This window comes from Bacteroidota bacterium, from assembly GCA_034723125.1.
Lineage (GTDB): Bacteria > Bacteroidota > Bacteroidia > CAILMK01 > JAAYUY01 > JAYEOP01.
The window spans coordinates 15658-35220 of record JAYEOP010000303.1; the positions used below are offsets into that span (position 1 = coordinate 15658).

Consider the following 19563-nt stretch of genomic DNA (forward strand, 5'->3'; position numbering starts at 1 on the left):
TTTTGTCGTTATTTAATAATCATAATTCGTAAATCAAAAATCGTCAATAGTCATTCTTAAGCTTAAAATCTTTCAAAATCATCGTCAATAGAATCTGATTGATTATAATCGTTCATATTTATGTTTACACCTTTATTCTTTTCTTGAACATTATTTGTACTTGTTAGTTCTTTTTTTTTCTTTTTCATTTTATTAATATTTCCTGTTTTGAAAAAAGAAATAGTGTCTTTTAATGAATCAGCCTGTCCTGAAAGTTCTTCACTACTTGTTGCAGTTTCCTCTGAGGTGGCGGCATTTTGTTGTGTTACTTCATTAAGTTGTTGGATTGCTTCGTTTATTTGCTCTGCACCTGAGCTTTGTTCTTTACTTGAAGCTGTTATTTCTTGCACAAGCATTAAAGATTTATCAACTTCAGGGACTAATTTTTTTAAAAAGATTTCTGCTTCTTTTGAATTTTTAACATTGTTTTTTGTTAAAGTATTTATTTCAATTGCTGCTACTTTACTTTTTTCAGCAAGTTTACCGACCTCAGCAGCTACTACACCAAATCCTTTACCGTGTTCACCTGCTCTTGCTGCTTCAACTGCTGCATTTAATGCAAGAATATTGGTTTGAAAAGCTATATCACTTATTATTGATATTTTATTAGCAATTGTTTCCATTGAAATGGTAGAGTTTTTAGCTTCTTCACTTACAAGTTTTATTGCCTCGGTAGTACGGATTGAAATTTTTTCCATCTCTTTTGAATTATCTCTGTTTTGCTCAATGCTGGATGTCATTTCTTCCATTGATGAGGTAATTTCTTCTGTTGATGATGCCTGTTCTGTTGCACCTTGAGATAATTGTTGTGAACTGGAACTTAGTTCAATTCCTGCCGAACTTATATTTTCAATAGCAAACTGTATATTATTAATCATATTGCCTATCTTGTTTTTCATTTTTAAAACGTTATCAAGCATTTTTCCCACTTCATCTTTTGAATCATTTTTTATATCAAGTGAAAAATTACCAACAGATAATTGCTCTATTGTATAGTTGATAGTTTTTATTTTCATAGCAATGCTGTAGATTATATATAAAGCTAATGTGGCAAGTATTATAAGACCAATTATTAAAAATAAAATAGAACTTTTTATTGTTTTTGTTAGTAATAAATCTCCTTCATTGTGCAATTTCTTTGCAATTTCCAGTTGAATACTTTTTAACATATCTAAGTTTTTTGTTAGAATATTCCCTGTTTGATATAAATTATTATCAATATTTTCCTTTAATGCTTCTTTATCTTTTTCTTTTAAAATTAATTCAATAACATCCAATTCAGAATATATCTTTGGAAATTGCTTGTCAATTTTATTTGATAGTTCTTTCTCTTCGCCTTCAATTTTTGAGTTTAAATATTTATCCCAATTTTCTTTTATTATTTCTCGTGCATTTATAACGTGGGTTAATCCTTCTTCAAAAGTGAATATTCCTACATAAACTTTGTTTATGGCATCAATTATTTTAACGGAATATGCATCATTTATTTTTTCAAGTTGCTCTAAGGGAATTATTCTGTCATAATACATAGTTGACATATTATCATTTATACTTTTATTACTTTTTATTGCAGATGTCTCTACCAGAATGATTAATGCAGAAAAGATAAGAAGAAGAAAAAGCAGTTTTGTTTTAATTTTTATTTTTTTCATAATTTTTATTTATTTTTTTAAGATTGAAACTTCGTCAGTTGAGAAGAGTTTATTAATATTAAGAAGAATAATAAAATCATTTTGATGTTTTATCACTCCTTCAATAAATTCTGATTTGTATTTTTCTCCAATAGCAGGAGGTGGCTTAATGTTTTTATCATCAATTTTAAGTACATTATTTACTGAATCTACAATAGCACCAATGTTTATTGTTTCATCATCTAATTCAATTTCAAAGACGATAATACATGTATTTTTAGTAGTATCTGTTTTTTTCATATTGAACTTTTCTTTTGCATCAATAACAGCTAATACTTGTCCTCTTAAGTTAATTACACCTTTCATGTAATCAGGAGAGTTAGGAACACTTGTAATATTTTGAATAGGTAAAATATGAAGAACATTTTTTACATTAGCGGCAAATAATTCATTGCCAAGTATGAATGTTAAATATGAATTAATTTTTTCGGATTTATTTTTCTCCATTTTAAAATGTTTTAATTAAGTGTATAAGTTTCGATAATTTTATTTGTGTCAATCATTAATGCAACAGAGCCATCACCAAGAATTGATGCTCCTGAAAAATATTTTTGAGCTTTATAATATTTTCCTAATGGTTTTAAAACGGCTTGGTATTCTTTAAGTACCTCATCAACAACAAGTCCCATTTTTTTATTTCCATATTTTACAACTATTACTTGCTGTAAGTCGGGTGTGTTGTCCAATTTGTTAAATTCACTTCTTAAGTTAAGAAATGGATATTGAACTTCATTAAGAGTAATAACATTGTTGAATGCTTTTGATAATTCTTTTTTGCTTACATAGTAAATTTTATCAATAACAGAAACAGGAAAAATGAATTGAGAATTATCAATTTTGGTTAGCAAACCATCAATTATAGAAAGCGAAAGGGGTAACTTGATTGTTATGGAAGTTCCTTCATCAATCTTTGAATCAATACTTACATTTCCTCTGATTTCTGAAATTTTTTGTTTCACAACATCCATTCCTATTCCTCTTCCCGAAATTTTTGTAATTTTAGTTGCTGTAGAAAAACCGGGGAGAAACATTAAATTTAATATATCTTTTCTTTTTAATTCATCATCCGCTTTAATAATTCCTTTTTTGATTGCTGTATTCATTATTTCTTTAGTATCAATTCCTTTACCATCATCGGAAATTTTTATATGTACCTCTGAACCAGAATAATATGCTTTTAATGTTATTTTACCTTTTTTATTTTTATTTTTTGCAATTCTTGTTTCTTTATCTTCAATACCATGGTCGATACTATTTCTAAATATATGCAGTAAAGGGTCGGAAATACTTTCAATAATATTTTTGTCAAGTTCGGTTTCTGTTCCTTCTGCGATAAACTCAATTTCTTTATTAAATTCTGATGAAAGGTCGCGTATAAGTCTTTTAAACTTTGTTTGGATACTTTTTAAAGGGACGAGACTTATTTCAAAAACGTTATCACGTAGCTGTCTTGTTAGTTTCTCAATACTTTCAGAGATTGCAAATAAATCAGCGTTTTTTTCATTTTCTGTAAATAAATCTAAGCGTGCTTGTGCTGTAATAAGCTCGCTTGCTAAATTAATTAATTTATCAATTTTTGAAGATGATACCCTAATGCTTGATATCTTCTTTTCAATATTATCTTCTTGAACAATTTCTTTTTTTGTGTTTTGTTCCACAAAATCCAACTTATTAGATATTTCAATAGAATTTAAATTCTTCTCTTTATTTTCGTCTTTGTCTTTACTTTTGTCTTCATCTTTGTTTTCTACTTTGCCTTCCGTTTCTTCTTCAATAATTTCAATTATCTCATTGAGTTCAATTTTGTTACTATCTTTATTGTATTCAACTAATTTATTATTGAATTTATCACTAAGGAATAAATCATTATTTGCAAGTTGTTGAATTTCAATTATTGACTCGTCAATAACGAAAATAAATACATCTTCAATGACTTCTTTAGAGTTGTCAGTAGCTAAAAAAATGCTCCATGTAATCAAACAATCTTTTTCATCCAGCTCATGTAAATTCGGAATATTTTCTAAGGATGCAAATGCTTTTGCTTTACCAAGAGATACTAATTCATCAATTAAATACAGAGGATTAGTTCCGTTTTTGCAAATATCTTTATTGGGAACAAATTTTATGTAGTATGTTGAGAGCTTTTTTGTATTTTTTTTCTTTATATTACTGTTGTCAACTTCTATTGTTGAATTCTCAGTATCAGATATTTTTAAAACTTCTTCAGTTATTTCTTCAATATTTTCTAATGTTTGTTTGTCTATTTTATCATCAAGTAATAATTTTATTTGATCAACGGCTCTTAGAGTAATGTTTATTAGTTTATGAGAAACATTTATTTTCCCTTCTTTAACAGTTTCATATAAGTTTTCAAGATTATGAGCAAAGTTAGAAATATTATTAAAACCAAACATTGCACCGCTTCCTTTTAGAGTGTGCATTATTCTGAAAATTTCATGAATTTGTTTTTTATTTTCAGGTTCATCCTCTAAAGTTATTAAGGCTTCTTCAAGCAATAAGATTAGTTCATTTGCTTCTTCAATAAATTTTTCACGAAAACTATCCATTACCTAATAACTTTATTAATTGTTTTAAGAAGTTTTTCGGCTACAAAGGGTTTTGTAATCCAGCCTGTAGCACCTGATTTCTTTGCCTCTAATTTCTTTTCCAATTGAGTCTCGGTTGTTAAAAATAAAATTGGAATATGCTGATATTTTTTAATTTTTCTTGCTTTTTTTATAAATGAAATTCCATCCATTTCGGGCATGTGAAGGTCGGTAATTATTAAATCAATTTTTTGACCATTTAGAAAAGCTAATCCATCTTTACCGTTAATTCCTATAAGTACATCATATCCATTTTCTTCAAGTGTAAATTGTAGTACCTCTCTTACACTTTTTGAATCATCGATAAATAATATTTTTTTTGTCATATTTTATATAAAAATTACAATAGAAATTCTTCAAGCCCTGAATTATTAAGGACTTCTATCATTTCATTATTTAAATTTAATTTATAAGTTAAGCTTTTATTAGATTTTTCAAGATACTTTTTTGTTGCAATTAGGAGCTGAATAAAAAGAATATCAATAATTTCAACATTATCAACAATGATTTTGTATTCATTAGTATCATCAATATTGTTTTCTATATCCTTTTTAATTTTTTCTATTGTAGAAATAGAAATATCACCTTCAATATAAATGACTTTTTCTTTGTTGTTATCTCCTTTTTCTACTTTTATTTTATAACCTTCTTTCATATATCTTTTAAAATCAGCCTTGTTTTTGTAATAAATTACTTTTTGCAAATAAACTGTGATTTATTAGACCGTAAATATACATTGTCTGAATAAGCGTTTCCAAATTAATTTGAAAATTATTCTACTTTAAAAAGTTTAAAAAAATGAATTGCTACGTAGAGACACTACATAATAAATGTAGTCTGTATCTTTAATATTTTTTTTCAAATACAAATCAACATGGCATCTCCTTCTGGAAGTTAATATTTATAAAAGATAAATTATATAATAAAAATGATAAGTATAAAATATATAAAAATTATATATATTTTAATAAAATTTTATAAACTGTTGGTAACTAATTATAAAATAAAATTTTATTAACATTATTGTTGATAAAATAGTTTTGATAAAAAATTATTAATGTAAAACATTGTTGTACTTTTGTATTAAAATTATAAAATATTCTGATGCAGTATTTGACAGATATAAAAACAGAAAAGCAATTAAAAGCAGTTTATAGAACATTGGCAAGAAAAAATCATCCTGATATTGGAGGTAATATGCTAATAATGCAGACTATAAATAGTGAATACAATTTTTTAAATGAAATATTTAGAACTAAAAACGGGAATCTTTCAAATATTAAAGAGGGAGATAATGTAATTGTTAATGGCTCTGTAAGTGAAGTAATAAAGGTAATGAATACAATAATTAAAGTACGTTCAATTGTGAGTGGGAGAGAAGCATATTTTAATAAAAAAACAGGAAACTGTATTTCAAATTCGAAATTTCAAATTTCTAGGGATTGAAAACTGATAAGATGCAAAAAAAAGAAAAGAAAATACATACAGGATTTAGGCTTTCAAAGAATAATATTGAATTGCTTGAAGATTTTGAAAAGTCGTTAGGAATTAATAAAACAGGGGTTTTGGAAATGCTTCTTACTGTGGTTGGTAAAAATAAAGAAATTATGATGAAACTTATACAGTCGTCTTTCGTAGGGAAGTAGGAGCTGAGTTTTAGGGGATTAAAATAAATTCAGACCATGCTATTATCTTATCAAAATCTCTTTAGTAAAGCTCCCTTTATTAGAAATAATATTTACAAAGTAAATTCCTTTTCGAGCATTCGGAAGATTTATTGTTTTGCTTTTACCTTTTAAAAATGAGTTAAATACAACTTTTCCAGTAGAAGTGTAGATGTTAATTTCTGCATTTATTGTGTTTTGGGATTCAATGACAATGTAATTATTTTTTGAAAATATATTGATATCCAATTCGGTAAATTTATCGTTTATTGAACTTGTATTTTTCAAAGTGATTTCATTTGATGGCTCCGATAATGAATGTAATGTTGCATTTATTCCATTGGCAAGACTAACTACGAAAATTTTATATGGCTGATCTTCAATAATTAAATCTCCATCGCTATCTTTTGAATTTGCTTTTAAATTAAAGTCAATATTGCTTGCTGTTTTTTGCAATTTTGTAACATTTGCAGTATCAACCATAGATGCATGAATTATATTGAAATTATTTGCCTTTGCGGATTTAACAACAAATATCCAATATCCACTTAGCATTGATTCATTTGTTACTTTGTCAAATTCAATTCTCAAATCCATGCCATTATGTTTGTTACCAACGTCTGATGCTGTAATATCTGTAACTTTAGGTGCTTTAATATGCAATACTGAAATTCCTTTGTTTGATGTTGAAAGTATATTTTCTTTAGCGTTTACTCCATCGGCTACACTTAAAATATAAATTCTGTAAAAAACTGTTTGAGCTATTGGATTGCCTTCAATGTCTGTTGCATTTACAGCCAAACTAAGGCTATGATTATTACCCGTTTTTGAGATTTTAATATAATTTCCTGAACTCACGGAATTTGCATCAGCAACAGAAAAACCATAAGAATCTTGAAGTTTTATAATTAATAATCTGTATTCGGAAATTTTTGATTCATCAACTGCTTTGTCAAAACTAATTTTCATATCACTTGCATCACCATTGTCGTTTTTGTCTCTTGCAACAAGGTTTTGAACTTCATATCCTGTTAGTCCTTCACCTGCTTTTATTCCTGAATCAGGAGAGCTATTAAAAGCGTAATCTTTTAACGTAAATGATTTTGCATTTGCCGAAACATCAAGTCTTACCCAACCGTAATATTCACTAGAATCAATATCTTCAACTCTGATTCCTAGAAATTTGTTTTGAACACCTTGCCAGTTTCCGTAACCACCATAACTAGCTTGGAAGTTCATTGTACCAAAGTCGTTTATTTTCCAGTTAGGAGAATTAGGGTCAATAAAATCATTCATATTCATAGCAAGTGGATAAAAATAACTACCTGCCGTGCTACCTAATACTTCACAATATTTATCACGAATCAGTCCAACCATTTCCACTGTTCTGTTAGAATCGTCATCCATGCCATAACCTTTGTAAATGCTAAAATCGGAATATCCGTTAAGATCAATATCGATGTCAACATAATTGGTGTCATAAATTGTAGTATCAGGAGTGATATCGTTATAAATTATTTGACCGTTAGCTTTAGGAGCTATTGCCAAAATACCTATTGCCAGTGCTGAATATGCTTTTAAATTGTGGTCAATTTTATTATTATCTTTTTTTTGTTTCATAAATTTGTTTTTAATCATAATTTTAAGGGAGGTTCTTTAAATACATTTCTTTTAAGAAACAAAGATAATGAATAAGATGCAAGGCACAAATTTTTCTGAATAGCCGTAGCTATTGAGAAAAATTTTAACGCAGTCAGATTGTTTATTATCTTTGTTCCCAAAGGGTTTTCAGAGTTTTTCATATACTTCTTTAAAACTTTTTACATTATCCCGATTTGTTTCAATTTTTTTCATTGTCTATAAAAAACTCTGGAAATCTTAATGCGAATGTATTTAAAGAACCTCCCTTAAGCTTCTTAGGTTAGTACAAAAAAAGGGTAAAAGGTAAGCAATTATTGTGAAAAATTTTAAAAATCATAATTTTAAGTTTAGGGGATGTATTTTTTCTTAGTGCAAATTGTGTCTTGGTGTCTTTGTGGCAAGATATTGATAATTAGCCACGAAGGCTCTAAGACACGAAGAATCACAAAGTATGAAACAATTCTTTATATTCAAATGCGAAACTTAAGATATTTATCATTGTTGTCAAAAAAAAATAGAATTAGATAAAATACAGTTTATCTGTTTGAGAATCAAATATAATATTTTATTAAAAAAACAATTCCCTTATGTCGGGGAAAGTGATTTTTGATATACATTTTTTAGCTTTTGTATTAAATCTCGCTTTTAAAAAGTTTTATCAGACAACAATGTAAAAAATATAGTAGTTTTGAATTAGTAATTAAATTCCTTTTATTGAATGAAAAATACACTTATGAAAAAGCTTTTATTATTTTTATTTATGATAATTCCTATTTTTTGCTTTTCGCAAAATTTTTCAAATTCATTTACTAAAGTTGAAACGGTATCTTTTATTACAAAAATTATTAAACCAAAAGGTAATACAGGTTCATTAAGTTCTGTTGGCACTAAAGTTAGTTATACCGAAAATTATTACGATATTACAACAAGAATAAAATATGATTTGAATCTTGCAGATGTAAAAATAAAGAAATCAGTGTCAAAGGTTGTATTGGAATGTAAATCAGGAAAATGTATTTTAAAAAATACTGCATCACATGACAAAAAAGAAGAAGAACATATATCAAGTCTTGAATTTAATACAGATTCTCCCACTGAACTTTATAAAGCTTTTTTGCATTTGAAAACAGTTGTAGGATTATAGAATCTACCCATAATCAAAGCAAGATTAATTCGTGAATAGTAAAAATAGAGTTCAAATAATCTTTCTTTTATTGAATCATTATTCATTATTAAATAGTGCCTCTAAGAAAACTATCAAATTTTGCAGAGTTTTCTTAGAGGCAATAAATATAAGGAGTGTTAAAAGAATAACAGCATATTTCTGTCTTATATTGCAGAATTTCAATAAGATAAAGTAGGAGGTTATGAAATAAATATTTTTTTTGCATCAGAATACTTATTTTTTTGTAATTTTACAGCAATTTAAAAAATAATATATCTTTTATGAAGAAAGTATTACCGGAGAAAACGATTGAACGATTAAGCGTTTGTAGGAGATTACTAAACGATAAAATAAATTTGAATCAAGAATATATTTATTCGTATGAGATTGCTAAATTGTTAAATATTACACCTGTTCAGGTTCGTAGAGATATAATGCTAATTGGATATTCAGGTAGCCCAAGCAAGGGTTATAAAATAAAAGAACTAATAAAAAGAATTGCAAAAATTTTGGACACTAAAGAAGTAACAAATGTTGCAATTATTGGAATGGGTTTTTTAGGAAATGCAATATCAGGATATTTTAAAAACAAAAGAGACAAATTAAAAATAGTAGCTAGTTTTGATAAAGATTCTAAGAAAATTTCTCAATGTTTATCAGATGTGAGATGTCATCATATTGATGATTTTCCTGCAGTTAAAAAGAAGATGAATATTGATATTGCTGTTTTAACAGTTCCTGAGGAAGAAGCATTAGAGTCACTAAACTTCATGATAGAAAATGGTGTTAAAGGTGTTTTGAATTTTACCCCAAAACCTCTTAAAGTTCCTGATGGTATATATTTGGAGGAATATGATATTGTTACTTCACTCGAAAAAGTTACTTATTTTTCTAAGCATTTCTAATTTATCCTCCTCCCTTAAAGACATAAATGATTAAAGTACCCCTTGAAAATGAAAAAAGAGGAAAGGAAAATAATAAAAACAAAAATTATTAGGCAACTAAAAAGGCTCGAAAGCGAAATTGAAGAATTGAAAGAATTGTGTAAACCTATAGCTCCCGAAAATGCAATTGGTAGAGTGAGCAGAATGGATGCAATAAATAATAAAAGTGTAAATGAAGCATCATTAAGAATGGCGTTAAAAAAACAATATCAACTTAACAAATCTCTTAAAAATATTGATTCCTCTAGTTTTGGTATTTGTACAAGATGTAAAAAGGAAATTCCAATTGGAAGACTGATGGTAATGCCTGAAAGTGAAACATGTGTTAGTTGTAATTAGTGTCTCTTAGAAAACTCTACAAAATTAAAAATGTTTCTTTTTGCGATATTTTTATTTTTCTCAAATCACTGATGCAAAGGCATCAGTTCATTTCCAAAAAGTAAAAATCTCATCAAAAATAATTCATTTTATAAAAATAGATAGTTTTCTAAGAGGCACTAATTAATTATTTTACCCAAACTCAGCAATTATAAAAAAATAGAATCAATAGGAAATAATATTTTTTTAAATTATTTTTATATTAGCATATAAATTAGTAATATTGAATAATATAAAATACCTGACAATGAATAAAATTGAAGGCAAAACAATATTAGTAGTTGAAGATGTTGATAGCAATTATAAGTTAGTGGAAGTAATACTTAAAAAAAATGGTGCAGATGTTATTCATACTATTTATGGTAAAGAAGCCATAAAAATATGTAAAGAGAATAAAGACATTGATCTTGTTTTAATGGATATTCAATTGCCTGATATTGACGGTTATGAAGCAACAACTAAAATTAAGGAAATAATTCCTGATTTGCCGATTATTTCGGTAACAGCCTATGCTTCAAATGGTGATAGAGAAAAATCATTCGCTGTGGGTTGCAATGACTACATTCCTAAACCATATAGACCAATAACTTTAATTGAAAAAGTGATCGAACAATTAGATTTAATTGATAACTCAAATTTCTCATAATAATTCTGTGTGGTAACATATAATTCGATTGATCATAATTTGAACTTTGGCACTATGTTTAACGTATTGGTTATTACTCGTTTATACAGAATAACAAAACGTAGCTTATGACCGCTCAGCATATATTTATTATCAGACTGTTATATTATGTAATTTTCTTAGTGCAACTTTGTGCCTTTATGGCAAGATATTGATAATTAGCCACTAAGGCTCTAAGACACAAAGAATCACAAAGTATAAAGCATTTCATTATCTTCGTTTCTTGAAAGAATGTAATTATTAGAAGTTCCCTTTACTTATTCAAGGCAAAAGTTACGAAAATAATTTTTAACGTAGAAGAAGTGAAATAGAAACGATTTATATCGGTAAGTTTGATGTTTAAATTGGTATTATTTTGAGCTGTGAAATAAATAACAAAATATTTTTTATATATAGTTTGGAAACTATATATTTGTAAGAACATTTAATAACCTTTAAAAACAGTTATTATGAACTTAGAATATATTGAACATATTGGAATTGCAGTAAAAAGTCTTGATGAATCAATAAAGTATTATGAAAATGTTTTAGGATTAAAATGTTATTCAGTTGAGGAGGTTAAAGAACAGAAAGTAAAAACTGCATTTTTTAAAGTAGGAGAAACTAAATTAGAACTCCTTGAATCAACAGAAGCTGATGGACCGATTGGAAAATTTATTGACAAAAAAGGAGAAGGTGTTCACCATATTGCTTTTGCTGTTAATAAATTAGAAAACAATCTAAAAGAAGTGGAAGGTAAAGGAGTAAGGCTTATTGACAAAACTCCCAGAAAAGGTGCTGAGGGTTTGGATATAGCTTTTTTACATCCGAAATCAACATTCGGAGTTTTAACTGAATTTTGTGAAAATAAAAATAAAAAATAATGTCAATTGAGGATAAAATAAAAAAATTAATTGATTTGCGAGAGGAAGCTCGAATGGGCGGAGGTGAAAAAAGAATTGCCTCACAGCATGCAAAAGGTAAATTTACTGCTCGTGAAAGAATTGAAAAACTTTTGGATGAAGGAAGTTTTGAAGAAGCTGACATGTTTGTTACGCATCGTTGTACTGATTTTGGAATGGGAAAAAAGAAATATCTTTCTGATGGTGTTGTTACAGGATGTGGTACAATTGACGGAAGGCTAGTTTATGTTTATGCTCAGGATTTTACAGTTTTTGGTGGTTCCTTATCAGAAACGTATGCGAAAAAAATATGCAAAATAATGGATCAAGCCATGAAAGTAGGAGCACCGATAATTGGAATAAACGATAGTGGTGGAGCACGTATTCAAGAAGGAGTGCAGTCTCTTGCAGGTTATGCGGAAATTTTTGAAAGAAATATTTTAGCCTCAGGTGTAGTTCCTCAAATATCAGCAATTTTTGGACCCTGTGCAGGTGGTGCTGTTTATTCTCCTGCTCTTACCGATTATATTATAATGTCAGAAGATACAAGCTATATGTTTGTTACAGGTCCTAAAGTTGTTAAAACTGTTACAGGTGAAATAATTTCTGAAAATGACCTTGGTGGTGCTGATGTTCATTCCTCAAAATCAGGTATTTCTCATTTTAAAGCTAAGGATGAAGAGGAAGGTATTATGATAATTCAAAAACTCCTTAGTTATCTGCCTCAAAATAATTTTGAAGAACCTCCTGTTTACACATGTAACGATCCAATAGATAGATTGGATGATTCATTAAATGAAATTATTCCTGAAAACCCTAGTTTACCTTATGATGTAAACGACATAATTCATTCACTCGTTGATAATGGAGAATTTTTGGAAATACAAAGGCATTACGCAAGAAATATTATTACAGCTTTTGCTAAGTTTAATGGAATGCCTGTTGGTATTGTGGCTAATCAACCGAGTTTTCTTGCAGGTGTACTTGATATCAATGCTTCAAGAAAAGCAGCAAGATTTGTAAGGTTTTGTGATGCATTTAATATTCCTATTGTAACCTTAGTTGATGTTCCCGGATTTTTACCCGGAAGTAATCAGGAATATGGTGGAATTATTATTCATGGTGCAAAATTATTATTTGCTTATGGAGAGGCAACCGTTCCTAAAATTACAATTACTTTAAGGAAATCTTATGGTGGTGCTCATGATGTTATGAGTTCTAAACAATTAAGAGGTGATATTAATTATGCTTGGCCTTCAGCAGAAATTGCAGTAATGGGACCTAAAGGTGCAATTGAAGTGTTGAATCATAAAGAGATTAGTGAAATTAAGGATGAAGAAGAAAAAACAAAATTTATTGCTAAAAAAGAAAATGAATATAAAGATAAGTTTGCAAATCCTTATGAAGCTGCAAAATACGGATTTATTGATGATGTAATTGAACCAAGAAATACTAGATTTAGGATTATTAGAGGATTAGAAAGATTAGAAACGAAGAAAGACAGCAATCCTCCTAAAAAACATTGTAATTTACCACTTTAAATTAATTGATTATGTTTTATCTAATTTCCAAAATAACATTTGATTTTTCAGCAATTTCCGATATGGGAATAACAGTTTCTGTTGTTGGATATACTCTTGTTTTTTTAGCGTTATTGATACTTTATATTATTTTCCAAAATCTTCCTGCATTGGTTTATTTTAAAGCAAGAAGAAAACATAAACAAAAAAGAAATATTAAAACAGGTGAAAAAGAGGACAGATATTATGCAGGGGAGATTAATGCAGCTATTGGAATGGCATTGTATCTTCATTTTAAGGAATTACATGATGATGAAAATATTGTGTTAACAATGCATAGGATGAAAAAAAGATATTCACCATGGAATTCAAAAGTTTATAATTTTGAAAATTTCAGATTTTAAATTAAATAATAGATGAAAAATTTTAAATTTACTATAAGAGGTCATGAATATGAGGTAGATATTCTGAATTGTGAAGGAAATGTTGCAGAAATTGAAGTTAATGGTACAAAATACGAAGTTGAGGTTAATAAAGAAATGCAAAAAACAACAACACCAACTCTTGTTAGACCAAAAATTCCCCTTCCTAAGGGTGCAAATGAAATAAAGAAAAGTACGAATGAAAAAGTCTTTAAAGTTGAAGCACCTCTTCCCGGAAATATTATAAAAGTTATTGCAAAAGAAGGAGACACTGTAAAAAAAGGTGATAAATTGCTGATAATGGAAGCAATGAAAATGGAGAATGATGTTAAATCGGAAAAAGATGCAACAGTAAAAACTATTAAAGTAAATAATGGGGATACTGTTTTGCAAGGTGATATATTAATAGAACTTGAACTTGAATAAATTGTAAAAATGAAAAGCAATATTAACAAGTCTTTTAAAAAGAAAATATCTTTTGCTCATAAAAAACTATTTACTGTTATAGGTATAATAGCTGTATTGGCAATTCTTTCTTATTCTTTTAAAAGTAATAAAAATACAGATAAAAAGAATAAAATAAATACTGATATAAAATTAACAGATCATGCAATTTTTGAAAAACTGATTAAAGGTAAATGGGTTACAAAAGATGAAAAATATAGAATTTCATCTGAAAGTAATCGCTACGTTAATCGTTTTAAAGGATTAGATTTTAAAGCTGATAATACTTTTATTTTAGATTCTATTAAATTCAAATATATTGGTAATTGGGAAGTAAACAATGGTATTATTTACCTGAAATTTAAAGATAAAAGCTTAGGAAAAAGAGATGCGACTTTAGATAAAAAAGGAAATATAATTTCTAACAATCTGAAATTCAAACAATATCCGGGAGCATTTTCAGGTGTGTTTAATTTCTATGAGTTTACAGGTTTTGCTAATGTTACATGGGGACATTTAGTAATGATGATTGTAGGATTGTTTTTTATTTTTCTTGCAATTAGGTTCGATTACGAACCTTTACTATTAATCCCTATTGGTTTTGGTATTTTAATTGGAAATATTCCAATGTTTCAGGTTGAGGGATTTAACTTAAAATTAGGTGTTTATGAGCATCAAAGTGTTATGAATTATCTTTATTTTGGTGTTACAGCAGGTATTTATCCTCCCTTAATATTTTTAGGAATTGGTGCTATGACCGATTTTTCTTCACTTATCTCCAAGCCAAGACTAATGTTGCTTGGTGCTGCTGCTCAAGTTGGTATTTTTCTTACTTTTATTGGAGCACTTATTTTAGGATTTGCTCCACAGGAAGCAGGTGCAATCGGAATTATCGGAGGGGCAGATGGTCCTACAGCTATTTTCCTTTCTTCAAAATTAGCGAATGGAATCAATATCTTAGCTGATGGAACAACTGTTAAAAATTTAATAGGTCCTATCGCTATTGCTGCCTATTCTTACATGGCTTTAGTCCCTGTTATTCAGCCACCTATAATGAAGTTGCTTACGACCAAAAAAGAAAGAAGAATTAAAATGAAACCACCAAGAACGGTTTCCAGATTAGAAAAAATAATGTTTCCTATTATTGGTTTATTGCTTACAACATATATTGCTCCAAGTTCATTGCCGTTATTAGGTATGCTTTTCTTCGGGAATCTTTTAAAAGAAAGTGGTGTTACCAAAAGACTTGCAGATACCGCTCGAAATGCAATGATAGATATTGTTACGATATTATTAGGAGTTACAGTTGGAGCTTCTACACAAGCAGATGTTTTTCTTACTTCTGATTCAATTTTAATATTTACTCTCGGTGCACTTTCTTTTATTGTTGCTACAGCAGGAGGAATTATTTTTGCAAAAGTTATGAATTTCTTATCTTCAAAAGACAATCCTATTAATCCTCTTATTGGTGCTGCCGGTGTTTCCGCAGTTCCCGATAGTGCAAGAGTTGTACAAACGGAAGGCTTAAAATCAGACCCTACAAATCATTTGCTTATGCATGCTATGGCACCTAACGTTTCAGGAGTTATTGGTAGTGCTGTAGGCGCTGGAATTCTGCTGAGCTTTTTATTGTAAAAATGAAATTAATTTATAAAAATAAATCAACTCACAGGTTGATTTATTAAAAAATATGTTGTATGTTTGCAATTGAAATAATCGTGAAAGATAGTTTGTATGCTGTAAAATATACAGATAGAGTTGACGAATTTGAAAACAATAAATTTATTGTAGGTGATGAGCCGAGAGATGAATTTAACAGATTGTTTAATAATTGGCAAGATACTGAATATTTAGAAAATTTTTTTTACAAACACAGTGATGATTTACAGCAAGAATTCTATAACTATATTTCAATAAATGAAGCTATTATTAAAACAATAAAGGAAGTATATGAATTTCAGCAAAAATTATTGTCAATTGCAGAGAATGGTAAAAAAGATTTATTTCAATGTTTACAAACTTTGTTTAAACCCTTGAGGGGACTTCTAATAATTACTTCGCATCAAGATTGTCAGGGTTTTTTATAGACGATTCAGATTTTTGAAGTACTAACGGGATAATGCAAGAAAATATGGAGAAGTATATAAGAAACCCTGACAACCCTTTGGGAACGAAGATAATAAATAATCTGACTTCGCCAAAATATTTTCCAATAGCTATGGCTATTAAAAAATATTTGTGGCTCGCATCTTATTCATTATCTTCGTTTCTTGAAAGAAAGTAATTATTAGAAGTCCCCTTAAATAACTATGAAAAGGAAATATATCCGATACCTGAACATCAAAAGAGTAAAATTTATGGTTCGAAAAAAAGTTGGTTGCGTATATATGCAATAAGAATTGAAGAAAATGTATTTATCATTACAGGAGGAGCTATTAAGCTAACAAAAACAATGAATGAAAGAGAACATTTGAAAAACGAATTGAAAAAATTAGAAAATGTTAAGCAGTTTTTGATTTTAGAAGGCATAATTGATAATGATAGTATTGTAGATTATTTAGAATTAGAATTTTAAACTTATGGCAAACATGAAAAATTTAAACAAATTAGCTTCAAATGATTCAACATGGAAAGAAGAGGCTGAAAGAAGAAAGGAAAATAGAGGATGGCAAGAAAAATCTCAAAGAATTGCTGTAAAAATTCTTAGTACAATTAGAGAAAAAGGAATTAAACAAAAGCAATTAGCAGTGATGATTGGTGTTTCGCCACAGCAAATAAATAAAATAGTTAAAGGTAATGAGAACCTAACATTAACAACTATTACCAAGCTCGAAAATGCATTAAATCTACAGTTGATTTTTAATGAAAATAATACTTATTCTTTTATTAACGAATATTCTTTTAAAAAGATACAATTTATATTAGATATTAAAAAGATAACTCAACAAAAATATAATTATACTCAAGAAAGTGAAGTTTATTTAGAAAATATGCTGAGTGAAAAAGTTGTAAATTATGGAAGAAAACATAAAAATATATCAATTGAGTTTAAGTTAAGAAAAATTTCAACTGAACAGTTTATTGTTTTTCCTGATGCATTTAACAAGAGCAATTCTAAAATTGAAATGAACATAGGATTAAAATTTGGCTTGGATAATGAAAACAAGATATTAATATCATTTGTAAAAGTGTTATTTGAACAAAAGAATAAACCATTTATTGTTATTGAAGTAGCAAATTATTTTGATATTGAAGAAAAAACTTGGGCTAATTTAAATAAAACAGAAAATAATTTGATTATTCCAAAAGCATTTGCATCTAATTTAGTAATGTTTACAATTGGTACATTAAGAGGAGTATTGCATTGCAAAACTGAAAATTCAGATTTTAAAAATTTTATTTTCCCGGAAATAAATGTTGCAGAACTTATAAAAAATGATGTTGAACTGAATTAGTAACAACACTTAAAAGGAGAGGGTTTTCAAAACATTTAGGGAGGTTCTATAAATACATTCGCATTAAGATTTCCAGAGTTTTTTATAGACAATGAAAAAATTTGAAACAAATCGGGATAATGTAAAAAGTTTTGAAGAAGTATATAAAAAACTCTGAAAACCCTTTGGGAACAAAGATAATAAACAATCTGACTGCGTTAAAATTTTTCTCAATAGCTTGTGCCTCCGCTAAAGCTTCAGCGACACGCGGACGGCTATTCAGAAAAATTTGTGCCTTGCATCTTATTCATTATCTTTGTTTCTTAAAAGAAATGTATTTAGTCTTTCTAAGAAAACACCAAATAACAAATTTCAAATGACAAATAAACACCAAATAATAAAATTCCAATTTTTCAAAATGTTTGAATATTAGATAATTGGTTATTGAGAATTATTTGTTTTTTGATGTTTGAGATTTGTTATTTTTAAAATGAATAGTTTTCTAAGAGGCACTATTTAAAGAACCTCCCTTTATATATTCCAACTTATTATTTTTTTACCAAAGTGATAATTTACTTTTGCGAAAATTTGATGATTCCTAGTTGCTGCTTACACAAGTTCAAGCTTTTTATTGTAATAAATAGCATCCATTTTGTCTATTATACCTGATTTTATAAAAATAAAAAAGCCATTTCAAAATTGAAATGGCTTTAAATTTAATTTTGTTTGGTAATTTTACAATTTGTCAATACACTTTTTAATAGTAACAAAAGTATCTTCAATATCATTGTCTAAACCAACACTATATCGTACCAAACCAGGGCTAAGTCCCATTTCTTTTTGCTTGTCTTCAGGTATTTCCGAAGAAGTGCTTTTCCCTGAGTTGCTAAATATAGTTCTGAAATAACCAAGGCTAACTGCTAAGTAACCAACACCTTCGTCTTGCATCATGCTCATTAGTTTTGAGGCTTTTTCAGGGGTTTCTAAATCAATAGCAATCATACCACCAAAACCAAATTCTTCGTTCATCATTGATTTCATTAGTTGGTGTTGTTCGAATTCTTCCAAACCGGGATAATTTACAGAAATACCGGCTTCCTTAAATCTCTTAGCCATAATAGCAGCATTTTTACTATGCTGTTTCATTCTAATGTGAAGAGTAAAGAGATTCTTGTGAATACTTGATGATCTCATTGTGTCTAAAACTCCACCGAGAAGCATACTTGTGCCATCATTTAAATCAAGTAGAGAATCGATAAACTCTTTACTAGCACAAATTGCACCTGCTGTGGTGTCATTTTTTCCATTTATAAATTTTGTCATTGAATAAACAACAATGTCAGCACCTAATTGGAAAGGTGAAAATATCATAGGAGTAAAAGTATTGTCAACAACTAATTTGAGATTATTTGCTTTTGCAATTTTACTAAGCTCTGGTATGTCAGAAATCTGAAGCAATGGATTTGTCATTGTTTCAGTATAAATAATTTTTGTGTTGGGTTTAATAGCATTTTTAACTTTTTCCAAATCTGTAATATTTACAAAAGTAGTGTCGATGTTAAATTTCTGTAAATAATTTTTCATAAAAGCGTAAGAACCACCATAAGAAGTTTCTGTTGCTACAATATGGTCACCCGAGTTACAAATTTGTAAGATAGCGTTTGTAATTGCTGCCATACCTGAACCTGTTACCCATGCAGATTCTGTACCTTCCATTGCTGCAAGGGCTTTGCATAATGTCATGTTTGATGGATTCCAATGCCTGCTATATAAAAATGCTTCTTTTTCACCTTGAAAAGTATCTAACATATCTTCGCCACTGTTGAAGCAAAAGGTTGCTGAATCTGTGATTGGTTGATTTACACCATTAAAAGGACCCATCTGAGAGGTCTTCTCAATGTTTTTTGCCGGATCAAATTTATTCATGTTTTAATTTTTTTAATTTAATGTTTAATAATTTTACAAAATTAATGATTTTATTTGAATTATTCAGTGGAGGTTATTATTTTTTTTATGAATAAATTGTAGCAATTACCTTTCTATTTCCTC

The 19563-nt window shown here is 28.3% G+C and carries 23 protein-coding genes; 15 read left to right on the forward strand and 8 right to left on the reverse strand.

What is annotated here, in order from left to right; genetic code table 11:
• Positions 1-62: 62 nt before the first annotated feature.
• From U9R42_08330 to U9R42_08350, 5 genes are read right to left on the reverse strand one after another with little or no spacing between them, the layout of a single operon-like run.
• Positions 63-1691, reverse strand: coding sequence for a methyl-accepting chemotaxis protein (locus tag U9R42_08330; protein ID MEA3496027.1), 1629 nt, complete (start codon positions 1689-1691; stop codon positions 63-65).
• Positions 1692-1700: 9 nt separating this feature from the next.
• The gene (locus U9R42_08335; protein ID MEA3496028.1) at positions 1701-2177 is read right to left on the reverse strand and encodes a chemotaxis protein CheW; all 477 of its coding nucleotides are present in this window, start codon (positions 2175-2177) and stop codon (positions 1701-1703) included.
• Between the two features lie 11 nt (positions 2178-2188).
• Positions 2189-4297: a chemotaxis protein CheA gene (locus U9R42_08340; protein ID MEA3496029.1), complete on the reverse strand. Its 2109-nt coding sequence runs from the start codon at positions 4295-4297 to the stop codon at positions 2189-2191.
• Positions 4297-4662, reverse strand: a complete 366-nt coding sequence (locus tag U9R42_08345) for a response regulator (protein ID MEA3496030.1) — start codon at positions 4660-4662, stop codon at positions 4297-4299. Before U9R42_08345 ends, U9R42_08340 begins: the two co-directional genes overlap by 1 nt.
• A 14-nt stretch (positions 4663-4676) precedes the next feature.
• Positions 4677-5039 (reverse strand): hypothetical protein, encoded by a 363-nt coding sequence (locus tag U9R42_08350; GenBank protein ID MEA3496031.1) that lies wholly within the window; start codon positions 5037-5039, stop codon positions 4677-4679.
• Positions 5040-5440: 401 nt separating this feature from the next.
• Here U9R42_08350 and U9R42_08355 point away from each other — a divergent pair, with 401 nt between their 5' ends.
• Both U9R42_08355 and U9R42_08360 read left to right on the forward strand, forming a co-directional pair.
• Positions 5441-5782, forward strand: a complete 342-nt coding sequence (locus U9R42_08355; GenBank protein ID MEA3496032.1) for a hypothetical protein — start codon at positions 5441-5443, stop codon at positions 5780-5782.
• An 11-nt stretch (positions 5783-5793) separates the two neighbouring features.
• Entirely contained in the window at positions 5794-5982 is a 189-nt protein-coding gene (locus U9R42_08360) for a hypothetical protein (GenBank protein ID MEA3496033.1), read from the forward strand.
• Between the two features lie 42 nt (positions 5983-6024).
• Here U9R42_08360 and U9R42_08365 read toward each other — a convergent pair whose 3' ends face one another.
• Positions 6025-7620, reverse strand: coding sequence for a T9SS type A sorting domain-containing protein (locus U9R42_08365; GenBank protein ID MEA3496034.1), 1596 nt, complete (start codon positions 7618-7620; stop codon positions 6025-6027).
• A gap of 14 nt (positions 7621-7634) precedes the next feature.
• Positions 7635-7802 carry a hypothetical protein gene (locus U9R42_08370; GenBank protein ID MEA3496035.1) on the reverse strand — a complete coding sequence of 56 codons (168 nt, stop codon included), beginning with the start codon at positions 7800-7802 and terminating at the stop codon, positions 7635-7637.
• Between the two features lie 572 nt (positions 7803-8374).
• Here U9R42_08370 and U9R42_08375 point away from each other — a divergent pair.
• The 13 genes from U9R42_08375 (at position 8375) to U9R42_08435 (ending at position 17535) form a co-directional block, all read left to right on the forward strand.
• Positions 8375-8785: a hypothetical protein gene (locus U9R42_08375; GenBank protein MEA3496036.1), complete on the forward strand. Its 411-nt coding sequence runs from the start codon at positions 8375-8377 to the stop codon at positions 8783-8785.
• A 302-nt stretch (positions 8786-9087) separates the two neighbouring features.
• Positions 9088-9711 (forward strand): redox-sensing transcriptional repressor Rex, encoded by a 624-nt coding sequence (locus U9R42_08380; protein MEA3496037.1) that lies wholly within the window; start codon positions 9088-9090, stop codon positions 9709-9711.
• 48 nt (positions 9712-9759) lie between these two features.
• A complete protein-coding gene (locus U9R42_08385; protein MEA3496038.1) occupies positions 9760-10089 on the forward strand; it encodes a TraR/DksA C4-type zinc finger protein in 330 nt (109 codons plus the stop codon).
• A 286-nt stretch (positions 10090-10375) separates the two neighbouring features.
• Positions 10376-10774 (forward strand): response regulator, encoded by a 399-nt coding sequence (locus U9R42_08390; GenBank protein MEA3496039.1) that lies wholly within the window; start codon positions 10376-10378, stop codon positions 10772-10774.
• 488 nt (positions 10775-11262) lie between these two features.
• Positions 11263-11676, forward strand: a complete 414-nt coding sequence (gene mce / locus U9R42_08395) for a methylmalonyl-CoA epimerase (protein MEA3496040.1) — start codon at positions 11263-11265, stop codon at positions 11674-11676.
• Complete coding sequence (locus tag U9R42_08400; protein MEA3496041.1) at positions 11676-13235, forward strand: acyl-CoA carboxylase subunit beta; 1560 nt, start codon at positions 11676-11678, stop codon at positions 13233-13235. The genes mce and U9R42_08400 overlap by 1 nt, the downstream gene beginning before the upstream one ends.
• Positions 13236-13246: 11 nt before the next feature.
• Positions 13247-13618, forward strand: a complete 372-nt coding sequence (locus U9R42_08405) for an OadG family protein (protein MEA3496042.1) — start codon at positions 13247-13249, stop codon at positions 13616-13618.
• Positions 13619-13630: 12 nt separating this feature from the next.
• Complete coding sequence (locus U9R42_08410) at positions 13631-14062, forward strand: biotin/lipoyl-containing protein (GenBank protein ID MEA3496043.1); 432 nt, start codon at positions 13631-13633, stop codon at positions 14060-14062.
• Positions 14063-14509: 447 nt separating this feature from the next.
• Positions 14510-15715 (forward strand): sodium ion-translocating decarboxylase subunit beta, encoded by a 1206-nt coding sequence (locus U9R42_08415; GenBank protein ID MEA3496044.1) that lies wholly within the window; start codon positions 14510-14512, stop codon positions 15713-15715.
• 62 nt (positions 15716-15777) lie between these two features.
• On the forward strand, positions 15778-16167 hold the full coding sequence (locus U9R42_08420) for a hypothetical protein (GenBank protein ID MEA3496045.1): 390 nt from the start codon (positions 15778-15780) through the stop codon (positions 16165-16167).
• A 44-nt stretch (positions 16168-16211) separates the two neighbouring features.
• Positions 16212-16364, forward strand: a complete 153-nt coding sequence (locus U9R42_08425; protein MEA3496046.1) for a hypothetical protein — start codon at positions 16212-16214, stop codon at positions 16362-16364.
• A 93-nt stretch (positions 16365-16457) separates the two neighbouring features.
• Positions 16458-16655, forward strand: a complete 198-nt coding sequence (locus tag U9R42_08430) for a hypothetical protein (GenBank protein MEA3496047.1) — start codon at positions 16458-16460, stop codon at positions 16653-16655.
• Between the two features lie 13 nt (positions 16656-16668).
• The gene (locus U9R42_08435) at positions 16669-17535 is read left to right on the forward strand and encodes a helix-turn-helix transcriptional regulator (GenBank protein MEA3496048.1); all 867 of its coding nucleotides are present in this window, start codon (positions 16669-16671) and stop codon (positions 17533-17535) included.
• 714 nt (positions 17536-18249) lie between these two features.
• Here the strand turns inward: U9R42_08435 and U9R42_08440 are convergent.
• Complete coding sequence (locus U9R42_08440; protein ID MEA3496049.1) at positions 18250-19440, reverse strand: aminotransferase class I/II-fold pyridoxal phosphate-dependent enzyme; 1191 nt, start codon at positions 19438-19440, stop codon at positions 18250-18252.
• Positions 19441-19563: the final 123 nt, after the last annotated feature.

Coding starts and splice junctions, on each gene's coding strand:
- U9R42_08330 (MEA3496027.1), bottom strand. CDS start 1,691: ATGAAAAAAATAAAAATTAAAACAAAACTGCTTTTTCTTCTTCTTATC.
- U9R42_08335 (MEA3496028.1), bottom strand. CDS start 2,177: ATGGAGAAAAATAAATCCGAAAAAATTAATTCATATTTAACATTCATA.
- U9R42_08340 (MEA3496029.1), bottom strand. CDS start 4,297: ATGGATAGTTTTCGTGAAAAATTTATTGAAGAAGCAAATGAACTAATC.
- U9R42_08345 (MEA3496030.1), bottom strand. CDS start 4,662: ATGACAAAAAAAATATTATTTATCGATGATTCAAAAAGTGTAAGAGAG.
- U9R42_08355 (MEA3496032.1), top strand. CDS start 5,441: ATGCAGTATTTGACAGATATAAAAACAGAAAAGCAATTAAAAGCAGTT.
- U9R42_08360 (MEA3496033.1), top strand. CDS start 5,794: ATGCAAAAAAAAGAAAAGAAAATACATACAGGATTTAGGCTTTCAAAG.
- U9R42_08365 (MEA3496034.1), bottom strand. CDS start 7,620: ATGAAACAAAAAAAAGATAATAATAAAATTGACCACAATTTAAAAGCA.
- U9R42_08370 (MEA3496035.1), bottom strand. CDS start 7,802: ATGAAAAACTCTGAAAACCCTTTGGGAACAAAGATAATAAACAATCTG.
- U9R42_08375 (MEA3496036.1), top strand. CDS start 8,375: ATGAAAAAGCTTTTATTATTTTTATTTATGATAATTCCTATTTTTTGC.
- U9R42_08380 (MEA3496037.1), top strand. CDS start 9,088: ATGAAGAAAGTATTACCGGAGAAAACGATTGAACGATTAAGCGTTTGT.
- U9R42_08385 (MEA3496038.1), top strand. CDS start 9,760: ATGAAAAAAGAGGAAAGGAAAATAATAAAAACAAAAATTATTAGGCAA.
- U9R42_08390 (MEA3496039.1), top strand. CDS start 10,376: ATGAATAAAATTGAAGGCAAAACAATATTAGTAGTTGAAGATGTTGAT.
- mce (MEA3496040.1), top strand. CDS start 11,263: ATGAACTTAGAATATATTGAACATATTGGAATTGCAGTAAAAAGTCTT.
- U9R42_08400 (MEA3496041.1), top strand. CDS start 11,676: ATGTCAATTGAGGATAAAATAAAAAAATTAATTGATTTGCGAGAGGAA.
- U9R42_08405 (MEA3496042.1), top strand. CDS start 13,247: ATGTTTTATCTAATTTCCAAAATAACATTTGATTTTTCAGCAATTTCC.
- U9R42_08410 (MEA3496043.1), top strand. CDS start 13,631: ATGAAAAATTTTAAATTTACTATAAGAGGTCATGAATATGAGGTAGAT.
- U9R42_08420 (MEA3496045.1), top strand. CDS start 15,778: ATGTTTGCAATTGAAATAATCGTGAAAGATAGTTTGTATGCTGTAAAA.
- U9R42_08425 (MEA3496046.1), top strand. CDS start 16,212: ATGGAGAAGTATATAAGAAACCCTGACAACCCTTTGGGAACGAAGATA.
- U9R42_08435 (MEA3496048.1), top strand. CDS start 16,669: ATGAAAAATTTAAACAAATTAGCTTCAAATGATTCAACATGGAAAGAA.
- U9R42_08440 (MEA3496049.1), bottom strand. CDS start 19,440: ATGAATAAATTTGATCCGGCAAAAAACATTGAGAAGACCTCTCAGATG.